The sequence below is a fragment of the Finegoldia magna ATCC 29328 genome, assembly GCF_000010185.1.
GTDB classification, from domain to species: domain Bacteria; phylum Bacillota; class Clostridia; order Tissierellales; family Peptoniphilaceae; genus Finegoldia; species Finegoldia magna_H.
The window spans coordinates 1,071,866-1,094,250 of the sequence record NC_010376.1 but is presented as its reverse complement, the minus strand read 5'-3'; the positions used below and the strand labels follow the sequence as shown (position 1 = coordinate 1,094,250).

Here is a 22,385-nt window from a genome sequence, read left to right as displayed (position 1 = left end):
TTAATTCGGTTTATTTAAAAGTCTGTTTTTTAATTCTTGTTCCATTGCCATTAATTCTTGTTTTGCTTTAAGTCTATTTTCGTGACCTTCGATTTGAATATTTCTAACTTCATCCAATGCGCTGATAAGTTGTTCGTTCGTGTGTCTAATTGTTTCAACATCAACGATTCCTCTTTCAGTTGCTTTTGCAGTTTCTATGGCACTCATCTTCAAAGTATCTGCGTTTTTACGCAATAAATCATTAGTCAAATCAGTAACCTTCTTTTGAGCTTCTGCTGCTTGTGAGTTATGGTAAACACCCAACGACAAAACCATTTGGTTTTTCCATATAGGAATTGTATTTACTATTGTAGATTGAATTTTTTCAACCATGACAGCATTTGAAGATTGAACCATTCGTATTTGTGGTGCCATTTGTAAACTAACCATTCTTGTAAGTTCCAAATCGTGCAATTTTTTTTCAAATCTAGTAGCCAAATCTCTCAAATCATTTGCTTTTTGTGCAGTTATTGAATTAGGAGAACTTTCAGCTTCTTTAAGCATGTTAGGAAGTTCTTCATTACGTACTTGATCCAATTTCTTTTGACCGGCAAGAATGTACATGCTCAATTCTTTGAAATATTGTTCGTTAAGTTTGTACATTTGGTCAAGTAAGGAAATATCTTTCATCAATGTTATTTGATGGTTTTCCAAAATTTTTGAAATCTCATCTACATTTTTCTCAGCTTTTTCATAGTTTGCTCTTAATGCAGTTATCTTATTGGCACCTTTTTTGAAAAATCCAAATACACCTTTATCTTCTGTTTCATCAAATGATTTTAATTCTGTAACTACGGAAGATAATAGATTACCAACTTCTCCCAAATCTTTTGTCTTTACAGAATTTAGTGTTTTTTCAGAGAAACTAGCAATTTTCTTTTGTGCTCCTACTCCATATTGTAAAACTATATTGGAATTAGACAAATCAATTTGTTTTACAAATTCATCAACAGTTTTTTGTTCTTCAGGAGTAAGATTTACTTTTTGTTCAAACTCAGGGTAAAAAACTTCATCTTCCTTAACCTCATCTAGTGTAGGTTCTTCTACATCTAAAGTCAATTTTATAGGTTTATCTTCCATTATTCAGCACCTCTCTTAAACATTGTATTTTTCTCTATCAATCCATCTTGTGACAACAAAGTATTCATTACTTCTATTTCTGAATTAATATTTAAAATATCGTCACTATACAAATCTGTTAAAAGCTTTGAAAAAGCTTTATTGATATTCTCGATGGCATTTTTAATGTCTTTCTTTGATTTTTCGACACTAATAATATCATTTTTTTCATTTTCGAATTGAATGTAATTTTTCACCAAATTTATAGCTGTTGGGGTGTAATAATCAACGAATTTATTCAGACCATTTATATCAGAATTATCGTTTTGAATTTGGTTATTTATAGATACTAGCAAATCTTTTAATTTAATGACATCTTGTTTAAAATCCAAATCCTTGATAGATGTAATTAAATTTTCAGTTATCGTAATATAATTAGTAATATCTCTGTTGGGTTCAATCTCTTTTTGGTTTTCTTCTGACTTACTCTCATCTAAGTAATGAGCTTTGTAAGCATCGTAGCTTGTTCTATCCAACAAAAACAAATGACCATTTTCCACAACACGAGCTTGAGGGAAGTATCTTTTGTTTATGAAATAAATTAGCTCTTTACTACATTTTTCAACAGGAAGATTAACTGCTGATGCAAAATCTTCAACGCTTAAAATTTTATTGTCTCCAATTTCTGTTTTGTATCGTAAAAATCGTTGTAATTTTGATGCGTGTATATGTGACAGAAAACCCACAACACCAAATCCCAAAGCTATCATAATTCCAGCAACCATATCAACAAAGTCATGATTAAGTGATACCATTGAGCCAAACAAAGTCATAGCACCTATAGCATAACTAATATTTCTTAGTGCAAAATAACTTTTTGGATTAATCTTTTTTTGGGTTACCAACTTAGGGTCTTTGTTTGCCAGATATTGTTGTTTCGGTTTAGGTTTCAGATTAAATGTATTCATAACTACATTTAGACCACTTTTTGATAAATCCAACGCCATATCGATTGATTTTTCTATTATTTCACCAACTTTTGAAAAATCATTGTCGCTTATAGCGCTATCTATATATTCTTCTAATTTATTTTTTTTCATTTCACACCTTCCTAATTACTATTGTACCATATATAGTAGTCGAATTTAAATGAAATTTTCTTACAAAAATTTTAAATTATTTTTAAATTTTGCTTTGACTTTTAAATATTTACAATTCAGTTTATAATAGTATTAGATTTTCAAAATAAAATACAGGAGGATATATGGAAGAAATAAGTGCAGGTGGGGTAGTTATCAACAATGGTAATGTTGCTGTACTTAAAAAGTTCCGTGGTGAATGGGTTCTTCCTAAAGGTAGGGTAGAGAAAGGAGAAAGCTTAGAACAAACTGCAATTAGAGAAGTTTTTGAAGAATCAGGACTAAGAGCCGAGATTGTTAAGTATATTGGATATGTAAAATATAAATACAGACACATGGATGGCACTAAAGTTCTTAAAACAGTTCACTATTTTTATATGGTAACGAAAGATAATAATATTATCCCACAAAGAGAAGAAGGCTTTGCAGAAGGAGATTTCATGAATCCTGACAAAGCTTTGAGATATGTGCGTCACAGTGCAGAAAAAAATATGATAAAAACAGCTAAATCATTTATAGAAAAAAGGTAAAGATATGAGCTTTTCATCTGATATTAAAACTGAAATAATAAGTAATCTTGATGATTACGACGTTTTGGCAATGCTATCAGCTTTTACTAAGACAATAGGTACTTTGAATTACAATTCATTTGGTGTGAAGATTACATTAAAAACAGAAAGTAATCCAGTTGCAAGATTGATATTTTCTAATTTGAAAAAATTTTACAATTATGAATGTGATATGAAGGTTATTCACAATAACAATCTTCGAAAGAAAAATATATACGAAATACTAATTGACGAGAAAATATCGAAACAATTTTGTGAAGATACTCATACTTCAACAAGTCCATTTGACTTTGATTTGGGAATTGATGAAAAAATTATAGATTCCAATGTCAAGAAAATTAGCTTTTTACAAGGAGCTTTTTTAGGTACTGGATTTTGTTACGATCCATCAAAGATGTATCATTTGGAGATTATTTTCAAACAAGAAAATGTTGGTATGCAAGTTAAAGATATGCTTTATGGTTTTGGAATAAAATCTTCTATTTTTGAAAGAAACGAAAATTATGTTTTGTATATAAAAGAAGCAGAAGCTATTTCTGATTTTTTGAGCTTGACCAAGGCTTACAATAGCGTTTTAAAACTTGAGAATGTCAGAGCCTTAAAAGATATAAAAAACAATGTCAACAGAAGATTTAATTTTGAAACAGCAAATTTGAATAAAACAGTGGATGCTGCTTTGAAACAGAAGCTAATAATTGAAAAAATTGAAAAAACTATTGGTCTTGAATCGCTAGATCCTTTATTGTTGGAGCTAGCTTATGCCAGAATTGAAAACCCAGATGTTTCATTGAAAGAATTGGGAGAAATGATGACTCCTAAGATTTCAAAATCTGGAGTTAGTTATAGACTTAATAAACTTAAAAAAATTGCTGATGATTTATAATTGTCAGCAATTTTTCTTTTAAAATAATCAAAATTATTATAAAATAAGCTAAAGGAGTTTGAAATGATAGATACTTTTACGCATTTACATGTTCATACAGAATACAGTTTGCTAGATGGGTTTTCTCCGATCGAAAAGCTTTTAGATAAAGCCAAAGATTTGCAAATGAAAGCCATCGCTATTACTGATCACGGTAGTATGTTTGGAACGGTAAAATTTTATAAGGAATGCAAAAAAAGAAATATAAAACCTATTATTGGTTGTGAAATCTACACTACTAATAAGGATCATAAAATCAAAAATCCAGAAAATAAATTCTACAATCATTTAGTTCTTTTAGCTAAGAATCAACAGGGTTATTCTAATTTAATGAAAATTGTCTCACTTGGATATGTTGAAGGATTTTATTATAAACCTAGAGTGGACAAGAATACTTTAAGAAAATATTCCGAAGGTATCATTGCCTTGTCAGCATGTTTAAAAGGAGAAGTTCAAGAATCTTTGATTAGATATGGATATGATAAGGCCAAAGATGTAGCAAAAGAATTGAAAGATATTTATGGAGAAGATTTTTACTTAGAATTGCAAAATCATTCTTCACGAGAAGATATGGTTGTTATGGAAAATATTCCCAAAATTGCTAAAGAATTAGATATTGGACTTGTCTGCACAAATGATGTTCATTATATTGAAAAAGAAGATTATAAAATACACAATATTTTGATTTGTCTTCAAACGGGAAAAACTATCGAAGAAGACAATAAAATGAGCTACATTCCGGGAGAATTTTTCCTTAGAAGCGAAGAACAAATGAAAGATTTGTTCAAGGAATATCCTGAAGCAATTGAAAACACGAAAAAAATTGCAGAAATGTGCAACGTAGAGCTTGAATTCGGTCATCTCCACCTACCATATTTTGCAATTCCAGATGGATTTACCAATAGTAGCTATCTCAAAAAACTCGTTTTTGATGGACTTGAAAAAAGATTTGCAAATGATGAAAGATTACAAGAAGCGAAAGAAAGATGCGAATATGAGCTATCTGTAATCGAAAAGATGGGATATGTCGATTACTTTTTAATCGTATGGGATTTTATTAGATTTGCAAAATCACAGGATATTCCAGTTGGACCTGGGCGTGGATCTGCTGCGGGAAGTATTATAAGTTATTGCTTGGAAATAACAGACATTAATCCATTAGATTACGATTTAATTTTCGAAAGATTTTTGAATCCTGAACGTGTTTCTATGCCAGATATCGATATAGATTTTTGTTACGAAAGAAGAGAAGAGGTAATAGATTACGTTGTAAATAAGTATGGCGAAGATAAGGTTGCCCAAATAGTAACTTTTGGAACAATGGCAGCTAGAAATGCGATAAGAGATGTTGGAAGAGTTCTTGCAATGGATTTTAAAACAGTGGATGACACTGCGAAGAAAGTTCCTAATCTCTTGAATATTAATATCGACAAATCTCTTGAAATTTCTCCGGAATTTAGAAAAGCTTACGAAGAAAATCGTGATGTAAAAAAATTAGTAGATGTTGCACGAAGAGTTGAAGGTATGCCGCGTCACACATCAACTCACGCAGCAGGTGTTGTTATTTCCAAACTTCCAATAATGGAATACGTTCCGTTGGCAATTAACAAAGATGCAGTTATCACACAATTCAACATGACAGAACTCGAAGAACTTGGTCTATTGAAGATGGACTTTTTGGGTCTTAGAACTTTAACTGTAATTAGTGATTGCATTAAATATATCAAGAAAAATAAAAACATTGATGTGAATTTTGAAGATATGAACGAAAATGATCCAAAAGTTTTGTCGATGTTTACAGTTGCGCAAACTTTGGGAATATTCCAATTTGAATCTCAAGGAATGAGAAACTTCTTAAAAGAATTGAAGCCAACTAAATTTGACGATTTAATAGCGGCGAATGCTTTGTTTAGACCTGGTCCAATGAACGAAATTCCAACTTATATTCACAACAAACATAATGAAGAAGATGTTGAATATTTATCTCCATTACTTGAAGATATATTGAAGCCAACTTATGGTACGATTGTATACCAAGAACAAGTTATGCAAATAGTTCAAAAAATTGCAGGTTTCAGCTTGGGTGAAGCTGACAATTTGAGACGTGCGATGAGTAAGAAAAAAATGAAAGTAATGGAAGATGGAAGAAAAGAATTCATCTTTGGAAAAGAAGATGAAAATGGAAATATTTTAATTGAAGGAGCAATTAGAAGAGGCGTTGAAGAAGATGTTGCAAATAAAATCTACGATTTAATGATAGATTTTGCAAAATATGCCTTTAATAAATCTCACTCTGCAGCTTATTCGTTAGTAGCTATGAGAACGGCTTGGTTAAAATATTATTATCCAGTAGAATTCTTGGCGGCGTTGATATCTTCAGTTATGGGTAATACTTCTCAAATATCTTTGTATATCGAAGAAGCAAGAAGACTTGAAATCGAAATATCTCCACCAGATATCAATTACAGCCTGGATAAATTTGATGTAAAAGACAATTCGATAATTTATGGATTAAAGGCAATCAAAAATGTTGGAACGAATTTAATCGACCAAACAATTATTTCAAGAAATGAAAATGGTAAATTCAAAAGTTTCAGAGATTTTGTTGAAAGAATTTACGCAAAGGACAAATCAGCTATTAACAAAAGATCGATTGAATCTCTTATAAAAGCTGGAGCATTTTCATCTCTAGGAGAAACTAGAGCGACATTAATGCTTCAATACCAATCTATCATTGATTCAGTTCAGTCGGGATTAAAAAATAATGTTCCTGGTCAATCTAATTTGTTTGATATGTTTGAATCAAATGAAGAAAATGATCGAGATGATTTTACAAGAAGAGAAGAGTTCGATAAATCCGAACTTTTGAGAATGGAAAAGGAAGTATTGGGTATATATTTATCAGACCATCCTTTAAGAGCGTATTCAAGTATTATAGGTCAATATTCTAATTTTTCTACAGGAGATTTGGAAGATGATGCTTACAATGAAAAAAACTTTGATGGAAAAAGAGTTAAGGTCGTAGGAATCATTGAATCTATCAATAAAAAATTTACAAAAAATCAGAAAATAATGGAATTTGTGAAATTTGAAGATTTGTACGGAACTATGGAGTTAATAGTATTTCCACAAAAATACGAACAATATTCTGAAATTTTAAATGAAGATGAGATTTTGATTGTAGGTGGAAGGCTTAATATCATTGAAGGTGAAGATCCAAAAATTATAGTGGACAGCATTCAAAGCATCAAATCTATTTCAAATGTTGAAAAACAAGAAGAATCAGAGACAAAATTATTTTTAAGAATTACTAAAAATATGCCAAGCTATATTTTGGATAAAGTCAAGCCAATACTACTTAATAGCAAAGGGGATACTCAATCAAATATATATTTTGAAGATAAAAAACAAAACTATTTGCTAGGAAATGAATTTAGAATTTCATGCGAAGATAATACTATTGATGAGTTAGTTTCATTATTAGGAAGAGAAAATGTAGTTTTGAAATAGAGGTTAATTATGAAAACAATAGCAATTCTAACAAGTGGTGGCGATGCACCAGGAATGAATGCATGCATTCGTTCTATAGCTAGAACTTGTATTTACAATGGTATAAGAGTTATGGGAATAAGGTCTGGATATGATGGGCTTATGAACGGAAATATTTACGAAATGAATGTTTCTTCTGTTGCAGATATTATTCACCGTGGCGGAACTATCTTGGGATCTGCGAGATGCCCGGAATTCAAAACCGAAGAAGGTCAAAAAAAGGGTGCACAAATTTTAAAAGATTTTGGAATAGATGGACTTGTGGTTTTAGGTGGAGATGGTTCATTTAAAGGTGCAAGTGCACTTAGCAAAATAGGAATATCGACTATTGGGATTCCTTGTACAATAGATAATGATATGGGTTATACCGATTATACGATTGGATTTTTCACTGCTGTTGAGACAGTAAGTGATGCGATATCAAAATTAAGAGACACTTCTTCAAGCCATGGACGAGCGAACATAATTGAAGTTATGGGAAGAAATTGCGGAGATATCGCATTGTATTCAGGAGTTGCATCGGGAGCGGAATCTATTCTCGTTCCTGAAGTAGAATTAAATATAGATGAGGTTACAGAAAAAATCGAACGAGGAAGAAAAAGAGGAAAACTTCATCATTTAATTATGCTTGCTGAAGGAGTCGGTGGAGCATATGATATTAAAAATATGATTGAAGAAAAAACTGGAGTAGAAACAAAAGTTACAATTTTGGGTCACGTTCAACGTGGTGGAACTCCATGTACATTTGATAGGTTAATGGCAACACAAATGGGAAATTTGGCAGTAAAATTAATAATGGAAGAAAAAACAGACTTGGCTATCGCCATGAAAGATAATAAGATAATCACAGTCCCAATTGATGAGGCAGTTACAACAAAAAGAAAATTTAGAGATGATTTGTATGAAATATCCAAAGAAATCTCAATATAATTAGGAGTAAATATGTTAAAGAAAACTAAAATAGTCTGTACTATAGGTCCAGCATCAGATTCTGTAGAGACTTTAAAAACATTGATGCAAATAGGAATGAATGTGTGCAGATTGAACTTCTCACATGGAAGTCACGAAGAGCATTTACAAAGAATAAAAAACATAAAACAAGCACGTGAAGAATTGGATTTACCAGTAGCAATAATGTTAGATACAAAAGGCCCTGAAATTAGATTGGGAGATTTTGGAGTAGAACAAGTTCAACTTTCAATTGGAGATCAATTTACATTAACTACAAGAGATGTGATTGGAGATCAAAATATATGTTCTGTAAGTTACAAAGGACTTCCAGATGATTTGAGTATTGGAAAAAAAGTATTGATAGATGACGGATTAGTTGAGCTTGAAGTTATAGATATCAAAGATACAGATATAATTTGCAAAGTCAATAATTACGGTGTTTTAAAGAGCAAAAAAGGTGTTAACATTCCTAACTCAAAGGTAAAATTGCCAGCAATCACTGAAAAAGATATTTCCGATATAATATTTGGAATTAAAAATGGAATTGATTATATTGCAGCATCATTTATTAGAAAATCACAAGACGTATTAGATATTAGAAAGATTTTGGAAGAAAATAATGGCAATGATATAAAAATAATTTCTAAAATAGAATCACAAGAAGGTGTGGATAATTTAGATGAAATAATCAACACTTCAGATGGAATTATGGTGGCAAGAGGAGATTTGGGTGTAGAAATTCAAACGGAAATTATGCCTATGGTTCAAAAAGAAATAATCAAAAAAACTTCTTTGGCCGGCAAACCAGTAATAACAGCAACTCAAATGTTGGATTCCATGATTAGAAATCCGAGACCAACAAGGGCAGAAGTTACAGATGTTGCGAATGCGATTTTGGATGGTAGTGATGCGGTAATGCTTTCTGGAGAAACTGCAGCAGGAAATTATCCAGTAAATGCTGTAAAAGTTATGAACGATATAGCAATTAATACTGAAAATTCTGAAGAATTTAAAGAAGCTGCTAATAAAAGATTGCAATGGTTGGACATTACAACAACAAATGCAATTAGTATCGCAACTAGAAGTATTAGTGAACAATTAGGAGCAAATGCAATTGTTGTAGCAACAACTTCGGGTTCAACCGCAAGAAACGTATCTAAATATCGTCCATTATCTCCAATAGTTGCGGCTACTACATCAGAAGGAGTAATGAGAAAATTATCTTTGATTTGGGGAGTTCATCCAGTTCTAAGCGAGTTAAGCGAAAACACAGATGAAGTAATTGACAGATCAATTTCTGCTGGAATCAAAAAAGATTTGGTTCACGAAGGAGATTTAATTATCATTACAGCAGGACTTCCAGTCGGGGTATCGGGAACTACAAACTTATTAAAAGTTCACACAATAGGAGATATTTTGATCGAAGGAACTGGAATAGGTAAGAAATCTGTAACTGCAAAAGCAAGAGTTGCCAAGGGAGTAGAGGATTTGGCTTCTAAATTTGAAGATGGCAATGCAATTGTATTGTATAGTTTGGAAAGAGAATTCGTTCCATATATTCAAAAAGCTTCTGCAATAATCGTAGAAGAGGGAGGACTTACATCACCAGCTGCAATAGTTGGATTGCATTTGGGAATTCCAACAATTGTAGGATGTAAAGATGCTGTAAGTAAGATAAAAGATCAAGAAATCTTGACCATAGATCCAATAGCTGGATTAGTTTATCGTGGAGCAGCCAAGATTTTATAACAGTAATGTGGTACAATAAACTTAGAGGTAGAAAATGAAAGCTGTAATTTTTGATATGGATGGCGTAATAATCGATAGTGAGATAGTTTATATTGATTTTTTTAAAAAAGTGCTAAAAGATTTTGACGTCGAAATATCGAAAGAAGATTTGTTTTCTCTTGCTGGTTTAAGTCAACAAAAAACTGACGAATTTTTGGAATCAAAACTTCATAGAAAGCCTGAAGAAGTATATGGTTTGATGAAAAATTACATCGAAGGCGATAAAATAAATTATAGTTCTTTGGTAATGGATGGTTTCTATCCATTACTCAAAGAGCTTAAAAGAAAAAATTTTAAGCTTGCTTTGGCATCATCATCACCAAAAAATACTATTGATACAGTTTTGAAAGAACTAGATATCAAGGATGAATTTGATGTGATAATTAGTGGTGAAGATTTTGAAGAATCAAAGCCAAATCCTGAAATTTACATTAAAACTTGTGAGATTTTAGGAGTAAAACCACAAGATGCTGTTGCAATTGAAGATTCTGATTACGGTATTGAATCTGCGAAAAGTGCAGGATTGACGGTAATTGCCAGAAGAGAGGATAGATTTAATTTTAAACAAAATAAAGCTGATTTTATTGTCGATAATCTACAAGATATTAATCTTATATTAGAAAAATTTGAAAAAGAAAAAAATGGCGTATACAAAATCAGAAGAAAATCAAAAGAATTTGTAAAAGCTATGTTTTTTATCGACAAAGATTCGTTCAATGATGATGTAGATGAATGTGATATTTATTGCTTATATAAAAATGATAAAATGAAGTCTGCGATTATTAAAAGAAATGATAAAATATTATACAAGAACGTACAATCAGATTTGGATTATGAATTAATATTAGAAAGTATAAAAAATAAGGAAATAGATGAGATTAGATAAATTTTTAAAAAATTCAAGGATTATCAAGAGAAGAACTGTAGCAAAAACTGCTTGTGAATCACAAAGAGTGAAAATCAACGACAAAATCGCTAAACCTGGAGACAACGTAAAAGTCGGAGATATAATTGAAATAAGCTTTGCTCAATCGATTTTAAAAGCGAAGGTTACAGAATTAATAGATAATCCTAAAAAAGATGATGCGGATAAAATGTTTGAAACTTTAGGAGATTAAAATGAATACCAGGGAAAATCAGATAATAAAAAGAAGAAAAAACGTTAATAAATTTAGGATAATCGTTTCAGCTATAACGATTTTTGCTTGTATTACGTTACTATTTACAATTTTTAAGCAACAAATTCAAATTAGAAACATTAATAATGTTAAAATTGAACAACAAAATAAAAAAGCTGAACTTGAAAAAGAAATAGTGAAATTATCTGACGATTCCAAGAACTTGGATAATCCTAAGTTAATTGAAAAATATGCTAGAGAAAAATTAGGAATGGTAAAACCTAATGAGATTTTAATCAAAGATGAAAAGGAAAAACCAAAAAAAGATAGTAACTTCACACCATCACCAACTTTAGATAAAAAGTCTGATAAATAATTATTGACACCGTTTTTTCAGTAGTATATACTGGTATATAGTATTATATTAGGAGGAAGATATTGCGTATGTCTATATCAGTGGGCGATATTGTTGAAGGTAAAGTAACAGGAATTACGAAGTTTGGGGCATTTGTAGAATGCGAAGATGGAACTAAAGGTTTGGTTCATATTTCACAAATTTCTAATGACTACATAGAAAAAGTTGAAGATGTGTTAAAAGTTAATGATGTAGTTAAATGCAAAGTTATGAGCATTGAGGATAATAAGATTAGCTTTTCAATAAAGGAATGTCTTCCAAAAAAAGAGCACAAAAAAGAATTTTCTAAGAAAACTTTTTCTGATGAGGACAAGAATTCAAACAAAGAATCTAGTCCAGAGTCAGCGTTTGATGATTTACTTTCAAAATTTATGAAAGAAAGCAATGAAAGATTAGATTCTATCAGACAAAGAGAAAATAAAAAATTTTCCAAGAAAAGAAAGTATAATTAGGAGTAGCGCCGCAGATTCATGCGGCTTTTTTAGTAGTATGGATTTGATACACAAAATAAAAAACACGATAATAAGAGAAAATTTAATAGAAAAACACGATAAAATCTTAATAGGGTTATCAGGTGGGGCGGATTCTGTGTTCTTATTAAATATTTTAATTAAACTGCAACGTGATTTGGATTTTGAAATATATACATGCCACATCAATCATTCTTACAGAGATACTGCACTTAGGGATGAAAATTTTTCAAGAAAGATATCTGAGGAAAATAACATTAAATTTTTCTCGAAAAAAGTAGATATGAAACAATACTCTATTGATAATTCGATTAGTCTGGAAGATAGCGGTAGAATTTTAAGATACAAATACTTTAATGAAATCTTAAAATCAGAAGATTTCAATAAGATCGCAGTTGCGCACCATTTGGATGATCAAGTTGAGACTTTTTTTCTACATTTGTTCAGAGGGAGCGGGATTGATGGATTGTGTGGAATACAATACCAGAACAAAAATATTATAAGACCTCTGTTAGATGTTTCCAAAAGTGAAATACTAAATTATTTGGATGAGAATGATATTGATTATGTAACTGATGAGACAAATTTTGTGGCTGATGTCCAAAGAAATAAAATTAGACTAGAAATGCTGCCTTATATTCAAGATAATTTCAATAGTTCAATAAGTGATTCTATATATAGAACTATTAATATTTTAAAAGATTCAAAAGAAATAATCGACGATGTTACTAACTTCAAATACAAAAAATTAGTCAATCAAGAAAACGGTGAATATTTTATAGATGTTAATTTATTCGTAAGAGAGAAGAAATCTGTTAGGCGAAATATAATTAGAAAACTTTTAATTGAATTAAATGGTTCAAATCAAGATATTAGAATGGTTTATATTGATGATACTATAGAATTATTTGATTTAAAAAATGGTAGCCAATATGTATTTAAAGACTACAGTTTTTTCAAAAGTTATGATAAAGTAATAATTAGGAAAAATCTAAATAATAAAAAAAATCAAAGTGTAAAATTTGAACTTGGAGAAATTAGCTTTGGAGACTTTAAAATAAATAGTTATTTAACAGAAAATACAAATGTGAAACCTTCAATAAATAAAATGATTTTCGATTCTAAAATTCTTTCAAATAATCTTTTTTTAAGGAAAAGGAAAAATGGAGACAGAATCAAATTAAAAGGATTTACTAAGAAAGTTAAGTCTGTATTTATTGACAATAAAATTGCTCAAATCAAACGCGATAATTATCCTATTTTGAGCGATGAAGAAAATGTGTATGCTATTTTGTCATTGAAAAGATCAAATTTGTACATGAAAAATGATAACAGCAAAGAAGTTTTAGTTATAGAGGTGACATATGAAAAGTAATTTATGTGATGCGGTTGAAAAGGTGTTAATACCAAAATCAGAAATCGACAAAAGAATTGAGGAATTAGGACAAGAAATTACTGAAGAGTACAAAGATAAGGGAGAACTTATAGTAGTTGGTATTCTAAGAGGAGCTGCTATGTTTATGAGCAATTTAACTTTGAATATTGATCTTGAAGTTGGAATTGATTTTATGGCTGTATCGAGTTATGGACATTCTTCAGAATCTAGTGGAACAGTAAGAATTATTAAGGATTTAGAAGAAGATATTGCTGGTAAAAATATTCTTATAGTTGAAGATATAGTAGACAGTGGTCGTACACTAAATTACTTAGTTCGAAATTTACTTGATAGAAAAGCAAAATCCGTTAAAATTGCAACTCTTTTGGATAAACCAGATAGAAGAACTAACGAGGTGGAGGTTCAATTCAAAGGTTTTACTGTGCCTAACGAGTTTATAGTAGGTTATGGATTAGATTTTGCACAAGAATTTAGAAATATTGAAGATATCTGTGTTTTGAAGAAATCTTATTATGAAAAGGAGATTTAATGAAAAAAGTAACTAAAAGTTTAGCGATTTATCTTGTTCCAATTATTTTAATAGCTTTTTTTGTTACTATGACTCAAAATAATACATTGAGTACAAAATATTTTACTGTCAATGAGATGATAGTAAACGTAAAGAAAGATAATGTTAAAGAAATTGTAGCAAAAGGAAATGATATAAAAGGTGTGCTAAAAGATAGCAAAGCTACGCCTTTTAAAATGTACATGCCATCTGAAATGTGGGAAGTATTTTATAATAATTATCTTAAGGAATCTGTTGAAAATAACAAAATAGTTTTGAAAACTGAAAAAGACCCTGGTAAACCTTGGTACATGGACTTGATGCCAACAATATTAATAATTGTTGGTTTAGGTATTATTTGGTTTATGTTTATGAATCAAACACAAAATTCTGGTAATTCTAAGGCGATGAATTTTGGAAAATCAAAAGCAAAACTCAACCAAGATTCTAAAGAAAAAGTTGTGTTTGCTGATGTGGCTGGATTAAAAGAAGAAAAAGAAGAATTGATGGAAATTGTAGATTTTCTTAAAAATCCTTCAAAATATATTGATATTGGAGCTAGAATTCCAAAGGGAGTTTTGCTAGTTGGACCTCCGGGAACTGGTAAAACATATTTATCAAGAGCGGTTGCTGGAGAAGCAAAAGTTCCATTCTTCAGTATTTCTGGTTCTGATTTTGTTGAAATGTTTGTTGGTGTTGGTGCATCCAGAGTTCGTGATTTGTTCGAACAAGCTAAGAAAAATGCTCCTTGTATAATTTTTATTGACGAAATTGATGCTGTAGGTAGAAAAAGAGGAGCAGGCCTTGGTGGAGGGCATGACGAAAGAGAACAAACGTTGAATCAATTGCTAGTTGAAATGGATGGTTTTGGCAAAAATGAAGGCGTAATTGTGATGAGTGCCACTAATAGACCTGACATTTTAGATAAAGCGTTGCTAAGACCTGGAAGATTCGATAGAACAATATATGTAGGACTTCCAGATGTAAGAGAGAGATTAGAAATTTTAAAAGTTCACACTAAAAACAAAAAACTTAAATCAGATGTGGATTTAGAAGATATTGCAAAGACAACAACGGGATTTTCTCCAGCTGATTTGGAAAACTTGTGTAATGAAGCTGCTCTTCTTGCAGCAAGAAATAATGAAGCCGAAATTTCAAATGATGTATTCAAAGAAGCATCTATAAAAGTTGTAGCAGGCCCAGAAAAGAAATCACAAGTTGTAATCGAAAAGGAACGTGTGCTTACAGCTTATCACGAATCTGGTCATGCAATTGTTTCTGGATTTTTAGAACATAATGACAAAGTTCATATGATTACAATTATTCCTCGAGGAAGAGCGGGAGGATTCACGGCATATCTTCCACAAGAAGATGCAAAATTTATGACTAAAAGACAAATGCAACATAAATTGATTTCTCTATTAGGTGGACGTGCAGCAGAAGAAGTTGTGCTTGATGATATCTCTACTGGTGCAAGCAACGACATCGAAAGAGCGACGAAAATCGCACATGCAATGGTAACAAAATACGGTATGAGTAAAAGATTGGGACCTATGATGTACGGTGGAGATGATGCTGAAGTGTTCTTAGGTGAAGAGCTTGGTAAGAACAAACAATATTCAGATAAAATCGCCTATGAGATTGATTCTGAAATGAGAGAATTAATTGACGAAGCCTACAATAAAGCTTTGAACATTTTAAATGAAAATATTGATTTATTGCATGCATTGGCCAATAAACTTTTAGAAAAAGAAACTATTGGACAAGAAGAATTTGAGGCAATATTTGACAAATATACTCAGACAAAAATTCACGAGAATGAACCTAAAGAATTAGTTGATGTAAGAAAAAAAGACGAAGAAATAGAAAAAATATAGATAATCAGGAGAAATAATGAGAGCACAAAATGTTATAAACGTCATGTATATATTGATTTTGCTTTTTGGATTGAAGCAAATGTACAATGTATACAAAGTTAAAAAAAATATTGGAAGAGTCATCAAAAACTTTAACCAAAGAAAAAGAATTTTAATGATGGTTGCATCATATTCAATAGTAGTCTTGGGATTATTGTACCTTTATCAACAAAAAACATGGTTCCCATTAATTTATATACTACTGGGAGTTATATTTATTTATTTGACATTCGAAAAAATTTCATTCACAGATAAAGGAATTTATTTCAATGGATTTTTGGCAGAATATGAAGATATCAAACAATGGAAATATTCAAAAGACAAGAGGTTTTTGGAATTAATTTTGAAAAATTCCAAAGCTAATAGTAAACTTATTCCTATCAATCCAAGTGATGCTTCTGAAATGCAAGTAATCATAAAAAAGAATAAGAAAAAACAATAAAATACTTGACAACAAAACCGTGATTAAATATAATAAAAAAAACACTATTTTTGTTTTTCATAAATTGGCTTTCTTTGATTGCCAATTTTTTTTATTTTAATACATGGAGGTATTATGGATACAAACAAAATTTTTGGAATTGACACTTTTGATAAGAGACAAATGAAAGATTCGTTACCTTTTCCTGTTTATCAAAAATGGAAAAATGCAGTTAGAAAAGAAGATTTACTTGATATTGAAACAGCAGAAATAATTGCACATGCTATGAAAAAATGGGCAATTGAAAGAGGAGCTACTCATTTTTGTCACTGGTTTCAACCATTAAATGGTTTAACAGCAAAAAAACACGATTCTTTTTTGGATAGAGGAGACGATAGTACTCCAATAAATAGATTTTCAGCAAAAGAATTAATTAAAGGGGAACCAGACGCTTCATCATTTCCTACAGGCTCCATTAGATCTACGTTTGAAGCAAGAGGATACACTTATTGGGATTGTACATCTAACACATTTATAGTAGATAATATAATGTATATACCATCAGTGTTTGTATCTTATGATGGAACTACTTTAGATAAAAAATTGCCACTACTTAAAAGTTTGGACTACTTGTCTGATTATGCTACTAAACTTTACAACGAAATTTCTGATGACCATTGTTACAGAATGAAAGTTAAAATTGGATTGGAACAAGAATTCTTCCTTATTGATGAAAATGTATATAAACAACGTATTGATTTGATTAACACTGGAAGAACTCTTTTAGGAGCACAAGCACCAAAATCACAAGAACTTACTGACCATTATTTCGGTTCAATTCCACAAAGAGTTGAAGCTTTTTACAAAGATTTTGACGAAAAATTATTCAGACTGGGGATATACGCTAAGACAGAACACAACGAAGTTGCTCCAAATCAATTTGAAGTAGCAATTCTTTTTGAGAACGCAAATATTTCAGTAGATGATAATCATTTGGTAATGGAAATTTTGAAAACTACTGCAAGAAAACATCATCTCGTATGTTTATTGCACGAAAAACCATTTAAAGGTGTAAATGGATCCGGTAAACACAATAATTACTCTTTAGTTACAAATCACGGAAGAAATGTATTCTCACCAGAAGCTGACATGGAAAATGATCTTGTATTCTTGATATTTACAGCTTGTTTGATAGAAGCGGTGGACAAATCACAAGCACTTTTAAGATCGGCATCTTCTACTACTTCAAACGACTATAGATTGGGAGGAGACGAAGCTCCACCATCGATAATATCTATGGATTTGGGACAAGATATCGAAGAGACGTTTAATTCATTAATGAATGAAGAAGAAATTGTTAGAAATTATCCTAAATTTTCAATAAATAGATTCGATTACATTCCACCAAATATGACAGATAGAAACAGAACAAGTCCATTTGCCTTCAGCGGGAACAAATTTGAATTCAGAATGTTGGGTTCTTCGAATAGTGCAAGTGATGTCAACATAGTTTTGAATACAATGTATGCAAATGCAATCAAAAGAGTTTACGAAAAATACAAATCTCAAAATGAAAATATTGAGCAATTTATCAAATCAGAAGTTGTAGATATTTTGAAAAATCACAAACAAATTTTATACAGACAAGACAACTATACACAACTTTGGAGAGAAGAAGCTAAGAAGAGAGGTTTGTTGGATTTAGTTCATTATTTTGATTCTTTATATTCATTAATCTCAGAAGAATCTATTAAGGATTTTTGTGGTATACTAAGTGAGGAAGAATTACACGCAATCTATGATGTTGGATTGGAAGATGTAATAACAACTCATGAAATTGAAGCGAAGACTTTGATTTATATGTTGGATAAATTTGTTATTAATGCTTTTTCAAAACAACTAATTCAAAATAATAAATTAATTGAGAAGTGCGGTATTAATAGCTTAGATTCTACACAAGAAAAATTGAAAAATGGTTTAAATGAAATCATCAACAAGAGAAATAATTTGGAAGAAATGATACACAAAACTGATTTTGAATCTAAATATGAAAAGGCTAAATATTTTCAATATGAAATTAGCCCTCTAATTGAAGAAATCAGAGAAGTACACGATAATCTTGAAAAATTTGTCTACAAAGAAAATTATAATTTGTGTGATATTCAAGACATATATTCATCATTAATATAATTATAGGAGGAGTAATGAGTAAATTTATTTTTATTACTGGAGGAGTTGTCTCTGGTATAGGTAAGGGAATTAGTGGTGCAAGTATTGGTAGAATGCTAAAAGACAGAGGAATTTCTGTGTTTATGCAAAAATTTGATCCTTACTTGAATATTGACCCAGGAACTATGAGTCCTTATCAACACGGGGAAGTTTTTGTAACAAAAGATGGAGCGGAAACTGACCTAGACTTAGGCCACTACGAAAGATTTATCAACGAAGAATTAACTCAAAGATCAAACATTACCACAGGAAAAGTCTACAATGATGTTATTAAAAAAGAAAGACGTGGAGATTACAACGGTAAAACTGTACAAGTTATTCCACATATTACTGATGAAATAAAAAAAGCAGTGTACAAAGCAGCTGAAGAATCTCAAGCTGATATTGTTATAACAGAAATTGGTGGAACTGTTGGAGACATTGAATCATTGCCTTTCTTGGAAGCAATCAGACAAATCCATGCAGAAAATGAAAAAGAAGATGTATTATTTATTCATACAACTTTAGTTCCAACAATACCTGGAAGCAATGAGCTTAAAACAAAACCAACGCAACATTCATACAAAGAATTGATGAGTTTGGGAATTAAAACAAATGTAATAATCCTTAGAAGTGAAGGCATAGTTACAGATGAATTAAAAGAAAAAATCTCATTATTCTGTGACGTTCCTGTTGAAGCTATTATTCAATCATTTAATGTTGATTTCATTTATGAAGTTCCATTGAAATTCCAAGAACAAAATTTGGATAAGTATATCATGAGAAAAATGAAACTTAAATCTAAAGTTGAAGAAGATGGAAAATGGAGAAAAATGATTGAAAACTACAGAAAAGCAACTGAAACTGTAAACATAGGTTTAGTGGGAAAATATACAGAACTTCACGACGCTTATCTTTCCGTAGAACAAGCTCTAATAGATGCGGGATATGCAAATAATCACAAAGTAAACATTCGTTGGATTAATTCAGAAGAATTAAACAAAGATAATATAAAAGAATCATTCGAAGGCTTGAATGGTATCATCGTTCCAGGCGGATTTGGTGGAAGAGGCATGGAAGGAATGGTTGAAACTTCAAAATATTGTCGTGAAAACAACATGCCTTATTTCGGAATTTGTTTGGGAATGCAAATTGCCGCAATAGATATTGCTAGAAACGTATTAGGTTTGGCAGATGCAAATACAGCTGAAGTTGTTGCTGATTGCAAAAATCCTGTAATAAGTTTGATGAAAGAACAACGAGATATTGAAGATATAGGTGGAACATTAAGACTTGGTAATTACGAATGTCACTTGAAGGATAAATCATTAGCAAAAGAATTGTATGGTGAAGAATTCATTCAAGAAAGACACAGACATAGATACGAATTCAACAACGATTATAGAGAACAATTCGAAAAAAACAACGTAGTATTTTCAGGAATTAATGACCAATATAATTTGGTAGAAATGCTTGAAATACCAGAAAACAAGTTCTTCTTAGGTTGTCAATTCCACCCAGAATTCAAATCAAGACCTAATAAAATTCATCCTTTATTCGATGGATTCATCAAAGCGTCCATTGAAAATAAATAAAGAAGGTGGAAGATATTTTACTCGTAATAGATATTGGAAATACTAATATCGTATTAGGTATTTTTAAAGATGATGAACTGATTTTTGAATGGAGAATATCGACAGACCTACACAAAACTAGTGACGAGTATGCTCTAACACTAAGGCAAGCTTTGGAATATTCAAACGTAAAAAAATCAGATGTAAAAGAAGCTATCATTGGTTCAGTAGTACCAAATCTAATGCCAACTATACCAAAAGCAGTTAAAAAATATTTGGGAATAGAACCATTGATAGTAGATGAAAAAATAAAGACAGGAATAGTTAATAAATATGCATCTCCTAAAGAAGTCGGTGTAGATAGAATTATCAACGCAGTAAGTGCTTGTAAAAAATATTCTACACCAGTTATTATTGTAGATATTGGAACTGCGATTACTTTCGATTATATTACAGAAAATAAAGAATACTTGGGAGGAGCAATAGCTCCAGGGATTGCAATCTCATCTGAAGCATTATTTATGAAGACGGCAAAACTACCTAAAATTGAAATAGAAATGCCAGATAGTGTTATCGGAGACAGTACTGTAAAAAGTATGCAATCTGGTGTTGTGTTTGGATTTATTGGATTAATAGATTATATAATTGAAAAAATCTTAGAAGAAAAAGATAAGACAAAAGACGAGGTAACAATTATTGCGACAGGTGGTTTTTCGTATTTGATTGCTAAACAATCAAAGTACATCACAATTATAGACAAACTAATCACATTGGATGGATTAAAAATTATTAACGATTTAAATAAAAATGATTAAAGAAAAATTGAACTTGAATAGTAATTTGTTTTTGGCACCATTGGCTGGAGTTACAGATATTCCTTTTCGAATACTTTGTGGAGAATTAGGAGCTGGATTATGCTTTACAGAAATGATAAGTGCCAAAGGACTTTACTATGATGACAAAAAAACTAAGAAACTTTTAGATACAGATCCTCGAGAAAAAAGTACGTCGGTTCAAATATTTGGACACGAACCAGAAATCATAGCCTATGCAACAAGATTTCTGACTGAAAATTACAATTTCAAATCCATAGATATAAATATGGGATGTCCTGCACCGAAAATTTTCAAAAACGGTGATGGATCTGCTTTAATGGGGGACTTGAACTTAGCAGAAGATGTTATAAGAGCCTGCAAAAACAACACTGATTTACCAGTTTCTGTAAAATTTAGACTTGGAATTGATGAAAATTCTATGAATTATATGCAGCTTGCACAAATTTGCGAAAGATTAAAGGTTGACTACATTACACTTCATGCTAGAACAAGAAAAATGTTTTATTCAGGAGAAGCTGATTGGTTACACATTAAAAGAGTGGTTGAAAATGTGGATATACCTGTATTTGGTAATGGTGATTGTTTTACAAAAGAAGATATCAGAAAAAACATGGAATACTCAAATTGCGATGGAGTTTTGTTAGCAAGAGGTGCAATGCAAAATCCATTTATTTTTAGTGATGATGAAAATAAATCAAAAGAAGAAGTAATCGACACTATAAAAAAACACATGCAATTGAAATTGGAGTTTTATGAAGAAAGACGTGCGATTTTGGAAATGCGAAAGCATATTCAATGGTATCTGAAAGGATTCAGAAATTCCAATAAAGTAAAAAATAAAATCAATCAATTGACAGATCTTGATGAAATATACAAAATTCTAGATGAATTTAAAAATGAATAATTTAATTATATACTAAAAACTTGACAATTATGCCTTTTGTTATATAATTTTAGAATATATGGTTAAAATTAAGGAGAATAGATTATGGCAGATAAAGAATTTTTATTAACTCAAGAAGGATTAGATCAACATAAAGAAGAACTTGAGTTTTTAAAGACTACTCGCAGAACAGAAATAGCTGAAAAAATCAAAGTTGCAAGAGGATTTGGTGACCTTTCTGAAAATGCGGAATACGATGAAGCTAAAAATGAACAAGCTCAAGTAGAAGAAAGAATTAACTATCTTGAAAACTTGCTTTTACATGCAAAAGTAATTCAAGATGATGAAAATCAAAAAGATGTTGTTACAGTGGGATCAACTGTAACTTACAAAAATTTAAATTTAAACAAAGAAATGACTTATCAAATAGTAGGAACGGCAGAATCTGATCCTTTTGCAGGCAGAATTTCAAATGAATCTCCAACTGGAAAAGCTCTGTTAAACCTCAAAGTTGGTGACACAACAAAAGTTGAAACACCAGGTGGAATCGTAGAATTAAAGGTATTAACTGTAAAGAAAGGATAA

At 30.7% G+C, this 22,385-nt stretch carries 20 protein-coding genes; 18 read left to right on the top strand and 2 right to left on the bottom strand.

Annotated features, from left to right (window positions below):
- Nucleotides 1-1,119 (bottom strand): toxic anion resistance protein, encoded by a 1,119-nt coding sequence (locus FMG_RS05335; RefSeq protein WP_012290769.1) that lies wholly within the window; start codon nt 1,117-1,119, stop codon nt 1-3.
- On the bottom strand, nt 1,119-2,198 hold the full coding sequence (locus FMG_RS05330; RefSeq protein ID WP_012290768.1) for a 5-bromo-4-chloroindolyl phosphate hydrolysis family protein: 1,080 nt from the start codon (nt 2,196-2,198) through the stop codon (nt 1,119-1,121). The genes FMG_RS05335 and FMG_RS05330 overlap by 1 nt, the downstream gene beginning before the upstream one ends.
- 164 nt (nt 2,199-2,362) lie before the next feature.
- Between FMG_RS05330 and FMG_RS05325 the strand changes: the two genes are divergently transcribed.
- The 18 genes from FMG_RS05325 to greA all read left to right on the top strand — a co-directional run bounded on the left by FMG_RS05325 (nt 2,363) and on the right by greA (nt 22,385).
- Nucleotides 2,363-2,767, top strand: a complete 405-nt coding sequence (locus FMG_RS05325) for an NUDIX hydrolase (RefSeq protein WP_002837648.1) — start codon at nt 2,363-2,365, stop codon at nt 2,765-2,767.
- Between the two features lie 4 nt (nt 2,768-2,771).
- A complete protein-coding gene (gene whiA, locus FMG_RS05320; protein ID WP_002837783.1) occupies nt 2,772-3,689 on the top strand; it encodes a DNA-binding protein WhiA in 918 nt (305 codons plus the stop codon).
- A gap of 63 nt (nt 3,690-3,752) precedes the next feature.
- Nucleotides 3,753-7,238 (top strand): DNA polymerase III subunit alpha, encoded by a 3,486-nt coding sequence (locus FMG_RS05315; protein WP_012290767.1) that lies wholly within the window; start codon nt 3,753-3,755, stop codon nt 7,236-7,238.
- A gap of 9 nt (nt 7,239-7,247) precedes the next feature.
- Nucleotides 7,248-8,207 (top strand): 6-phosphofructokinase, encoded by a 960-nt coding sequence (gene pfkA, locus FMG_RS05310; RefSeq protein WP_002837667.1) that lies wholly within the window; start codon nt 7,248-7,250, stop codon nt 8,205-8,207.
- A 12-nt stretch (nt 8,208-8,219) separates the two neighbouring features.
- The gene (gene pyk / locus FMG_RS05305; RefSeq protein WP_012290766.1) at nt 8,220-9,977 is read left to right on the top strand and encodes a pyruvate kinase; all 1,758 of its coding nucleotides are present in this window, start codon (nt 8,220-8,222) and stop codon (nt 9,975-9,977) included.
- A 34-nt stretch (nt 9,978-10,011) separates the two neighbouring features.
- Nucleotides 10,012-10,902: an HAD family hydrolase gene (locus FMG_RS05300; protein ID WP_012290765.1), complete on the top strand. Its 891-nt coding sequence runs from the start codon at nt 10,012-10,014 to the stop codon at nt 10,900-10,902.
- Nucleotides 10,889-11,134 carry an RNA-binding S4 domain-containing protein gene (locus FMG_RS05295; protein WP_002837761.1) on the top strand — a complete coding sequence of 82 codons (246 nt, stop codon included), beginning with the start codon at nt 10,889-10,891 and terminating at the stop codon, nt 11,132-11,134. The genes FMG_RS05300 and FMG_RS05295 overlap by 14 nt, the downstream gene beginning before the upstream one ends.
- Before the next feature lies 1 nt (nt 11,135).
- Entirely contained in the window at nt 11,136-11,510 is a 375-nt protein-coding gene (locus tag FMG_RS05290; protein ID WP_012290764.1) for an FtsB family cell division protein, read from the top strand.
- 68 nt (nt 11,511-11,578) lie between these two features.
- Nucleotides 11,579-12,001, top strand: coding sequence for a S1 RNA-binding domain-containing protein (locus FMG_RS05285; RefSeq protein WP_002837779.1), 423 nt, complete (start codon nt 11,579-11,581; stop codon nt 11,999-12,001).
- Between the two features lie 37 nt (nt 12,002-12,038).
- Nucleotides 12,039-13,394, top strand: a complete 1,356-nt coding sequence (gene tilS / locus FMG_RS05280; protein ID WP_012290763.1) for a tRNA lysidine(34) synthetase TilS — start codon at nt 12,039-12,041, stop codon at nt 13,392-13,394.
- A complete protein-coding gene (gene hpt, locus FMG_RS05275) occupies nt 13,384-13,944 on the top strand; it encodes a hypoxanthine phosphoribosyltransferase (protein ID WP_002840307.1) in 561 nt (186 codons plus the stop codon). The genes tilS and hpt overlap by 11 nt, the downstream gene beginning before the upstream one ends.
- Nucleotides 13,944-15,839 carry an ATP-dependent zinc metalloprotease FtsH gene (gene ftsH / locus FMG_RS05270; RefSeq protein WP_012290762.1) on the top strand — a complete coding sequence of 632 codons (1,896 nt, stop codon included), beginning with the start codon at nt 13,944-13,946 and terminating at the stop codon, nt 15,837-15,839. Before hpt ends, ftsH begins: the two co-directional genes overlap by 1 nt.
- Before the next feature lie 16 nt (nt 15,840-15,855).
- A complete protein-coding gene (locus tag FMG_RS05265) occupies nt 15,856-16,320 on the top strand; it encodes a DUF5673 domain-containing protein (RefSeq protein ID WP_002837696.1) in 465 nt (154 codons plus the stop codon).
- Between the two features lie 114 nt (nt 16,321-16,434).
- The gene (locus tag FMG_RS05260) at nt 16,435-18,489 is read left to right on the top strand and encodes a glutamine synthetase III (RefSeq protein WP_012290761.1); all 2,055 of its coding nucleotides are present in this window, start codon (nt 16,435-16,437) and stop codon (nt 18,487-18,489) included.
- A 14-nt stretch (nt 18,490-18,503) separates the two neighbouring features.
- Nucleotides 18,504-20,102, top strand: a complete 1,599-nt coding sequence (locus tag FMG_RS05255) for a CTP synthase (protein ID WP_002840244.1) — start codon at nt 18,504-18,506, stop codon at nt 20,100-20,102.
- Nucleotides 20,103-20,107: 5 nt separating this feature from the next.
- On the top strand, nt 20,108-20,896 hold the full coding sequence (locus tag FMG_RS05250; RefSeq protein WP_012290760.1) for a type III pantothenate kinase: 789 nt from the start codon (nt 20,108-20,110) through the stop codon (nt 20,894-20,896).
- Nucleotides 20,889-21,821 carry a tRNA dihydrouridine synthase DusB gene (gene dusB, locus FMG_RS05245; protein WP_041250603.1) on the top strand — a complete coding sequence of 311 codons (933 nt, stop codon included), beginning with the start codon at nt 20,889-20,891 and terminating at the stop codon, nt 21,819-21,821. The genes FMG_RS05250 and dusB overlap by 8 nt, the downstream gene beginning before the upstream one ends.
- Before the next feature lie 84 nt (nt 21,822-21,905).
- A complete protein-coding gene (gene greA / locus FMG_RS05240) occupies nt 21,906-22,385 on the top strand; it encodes a transcription elongation factor GreA (protein ID WP_002837705.1) in 480 nt (159 codons plus the stop codon).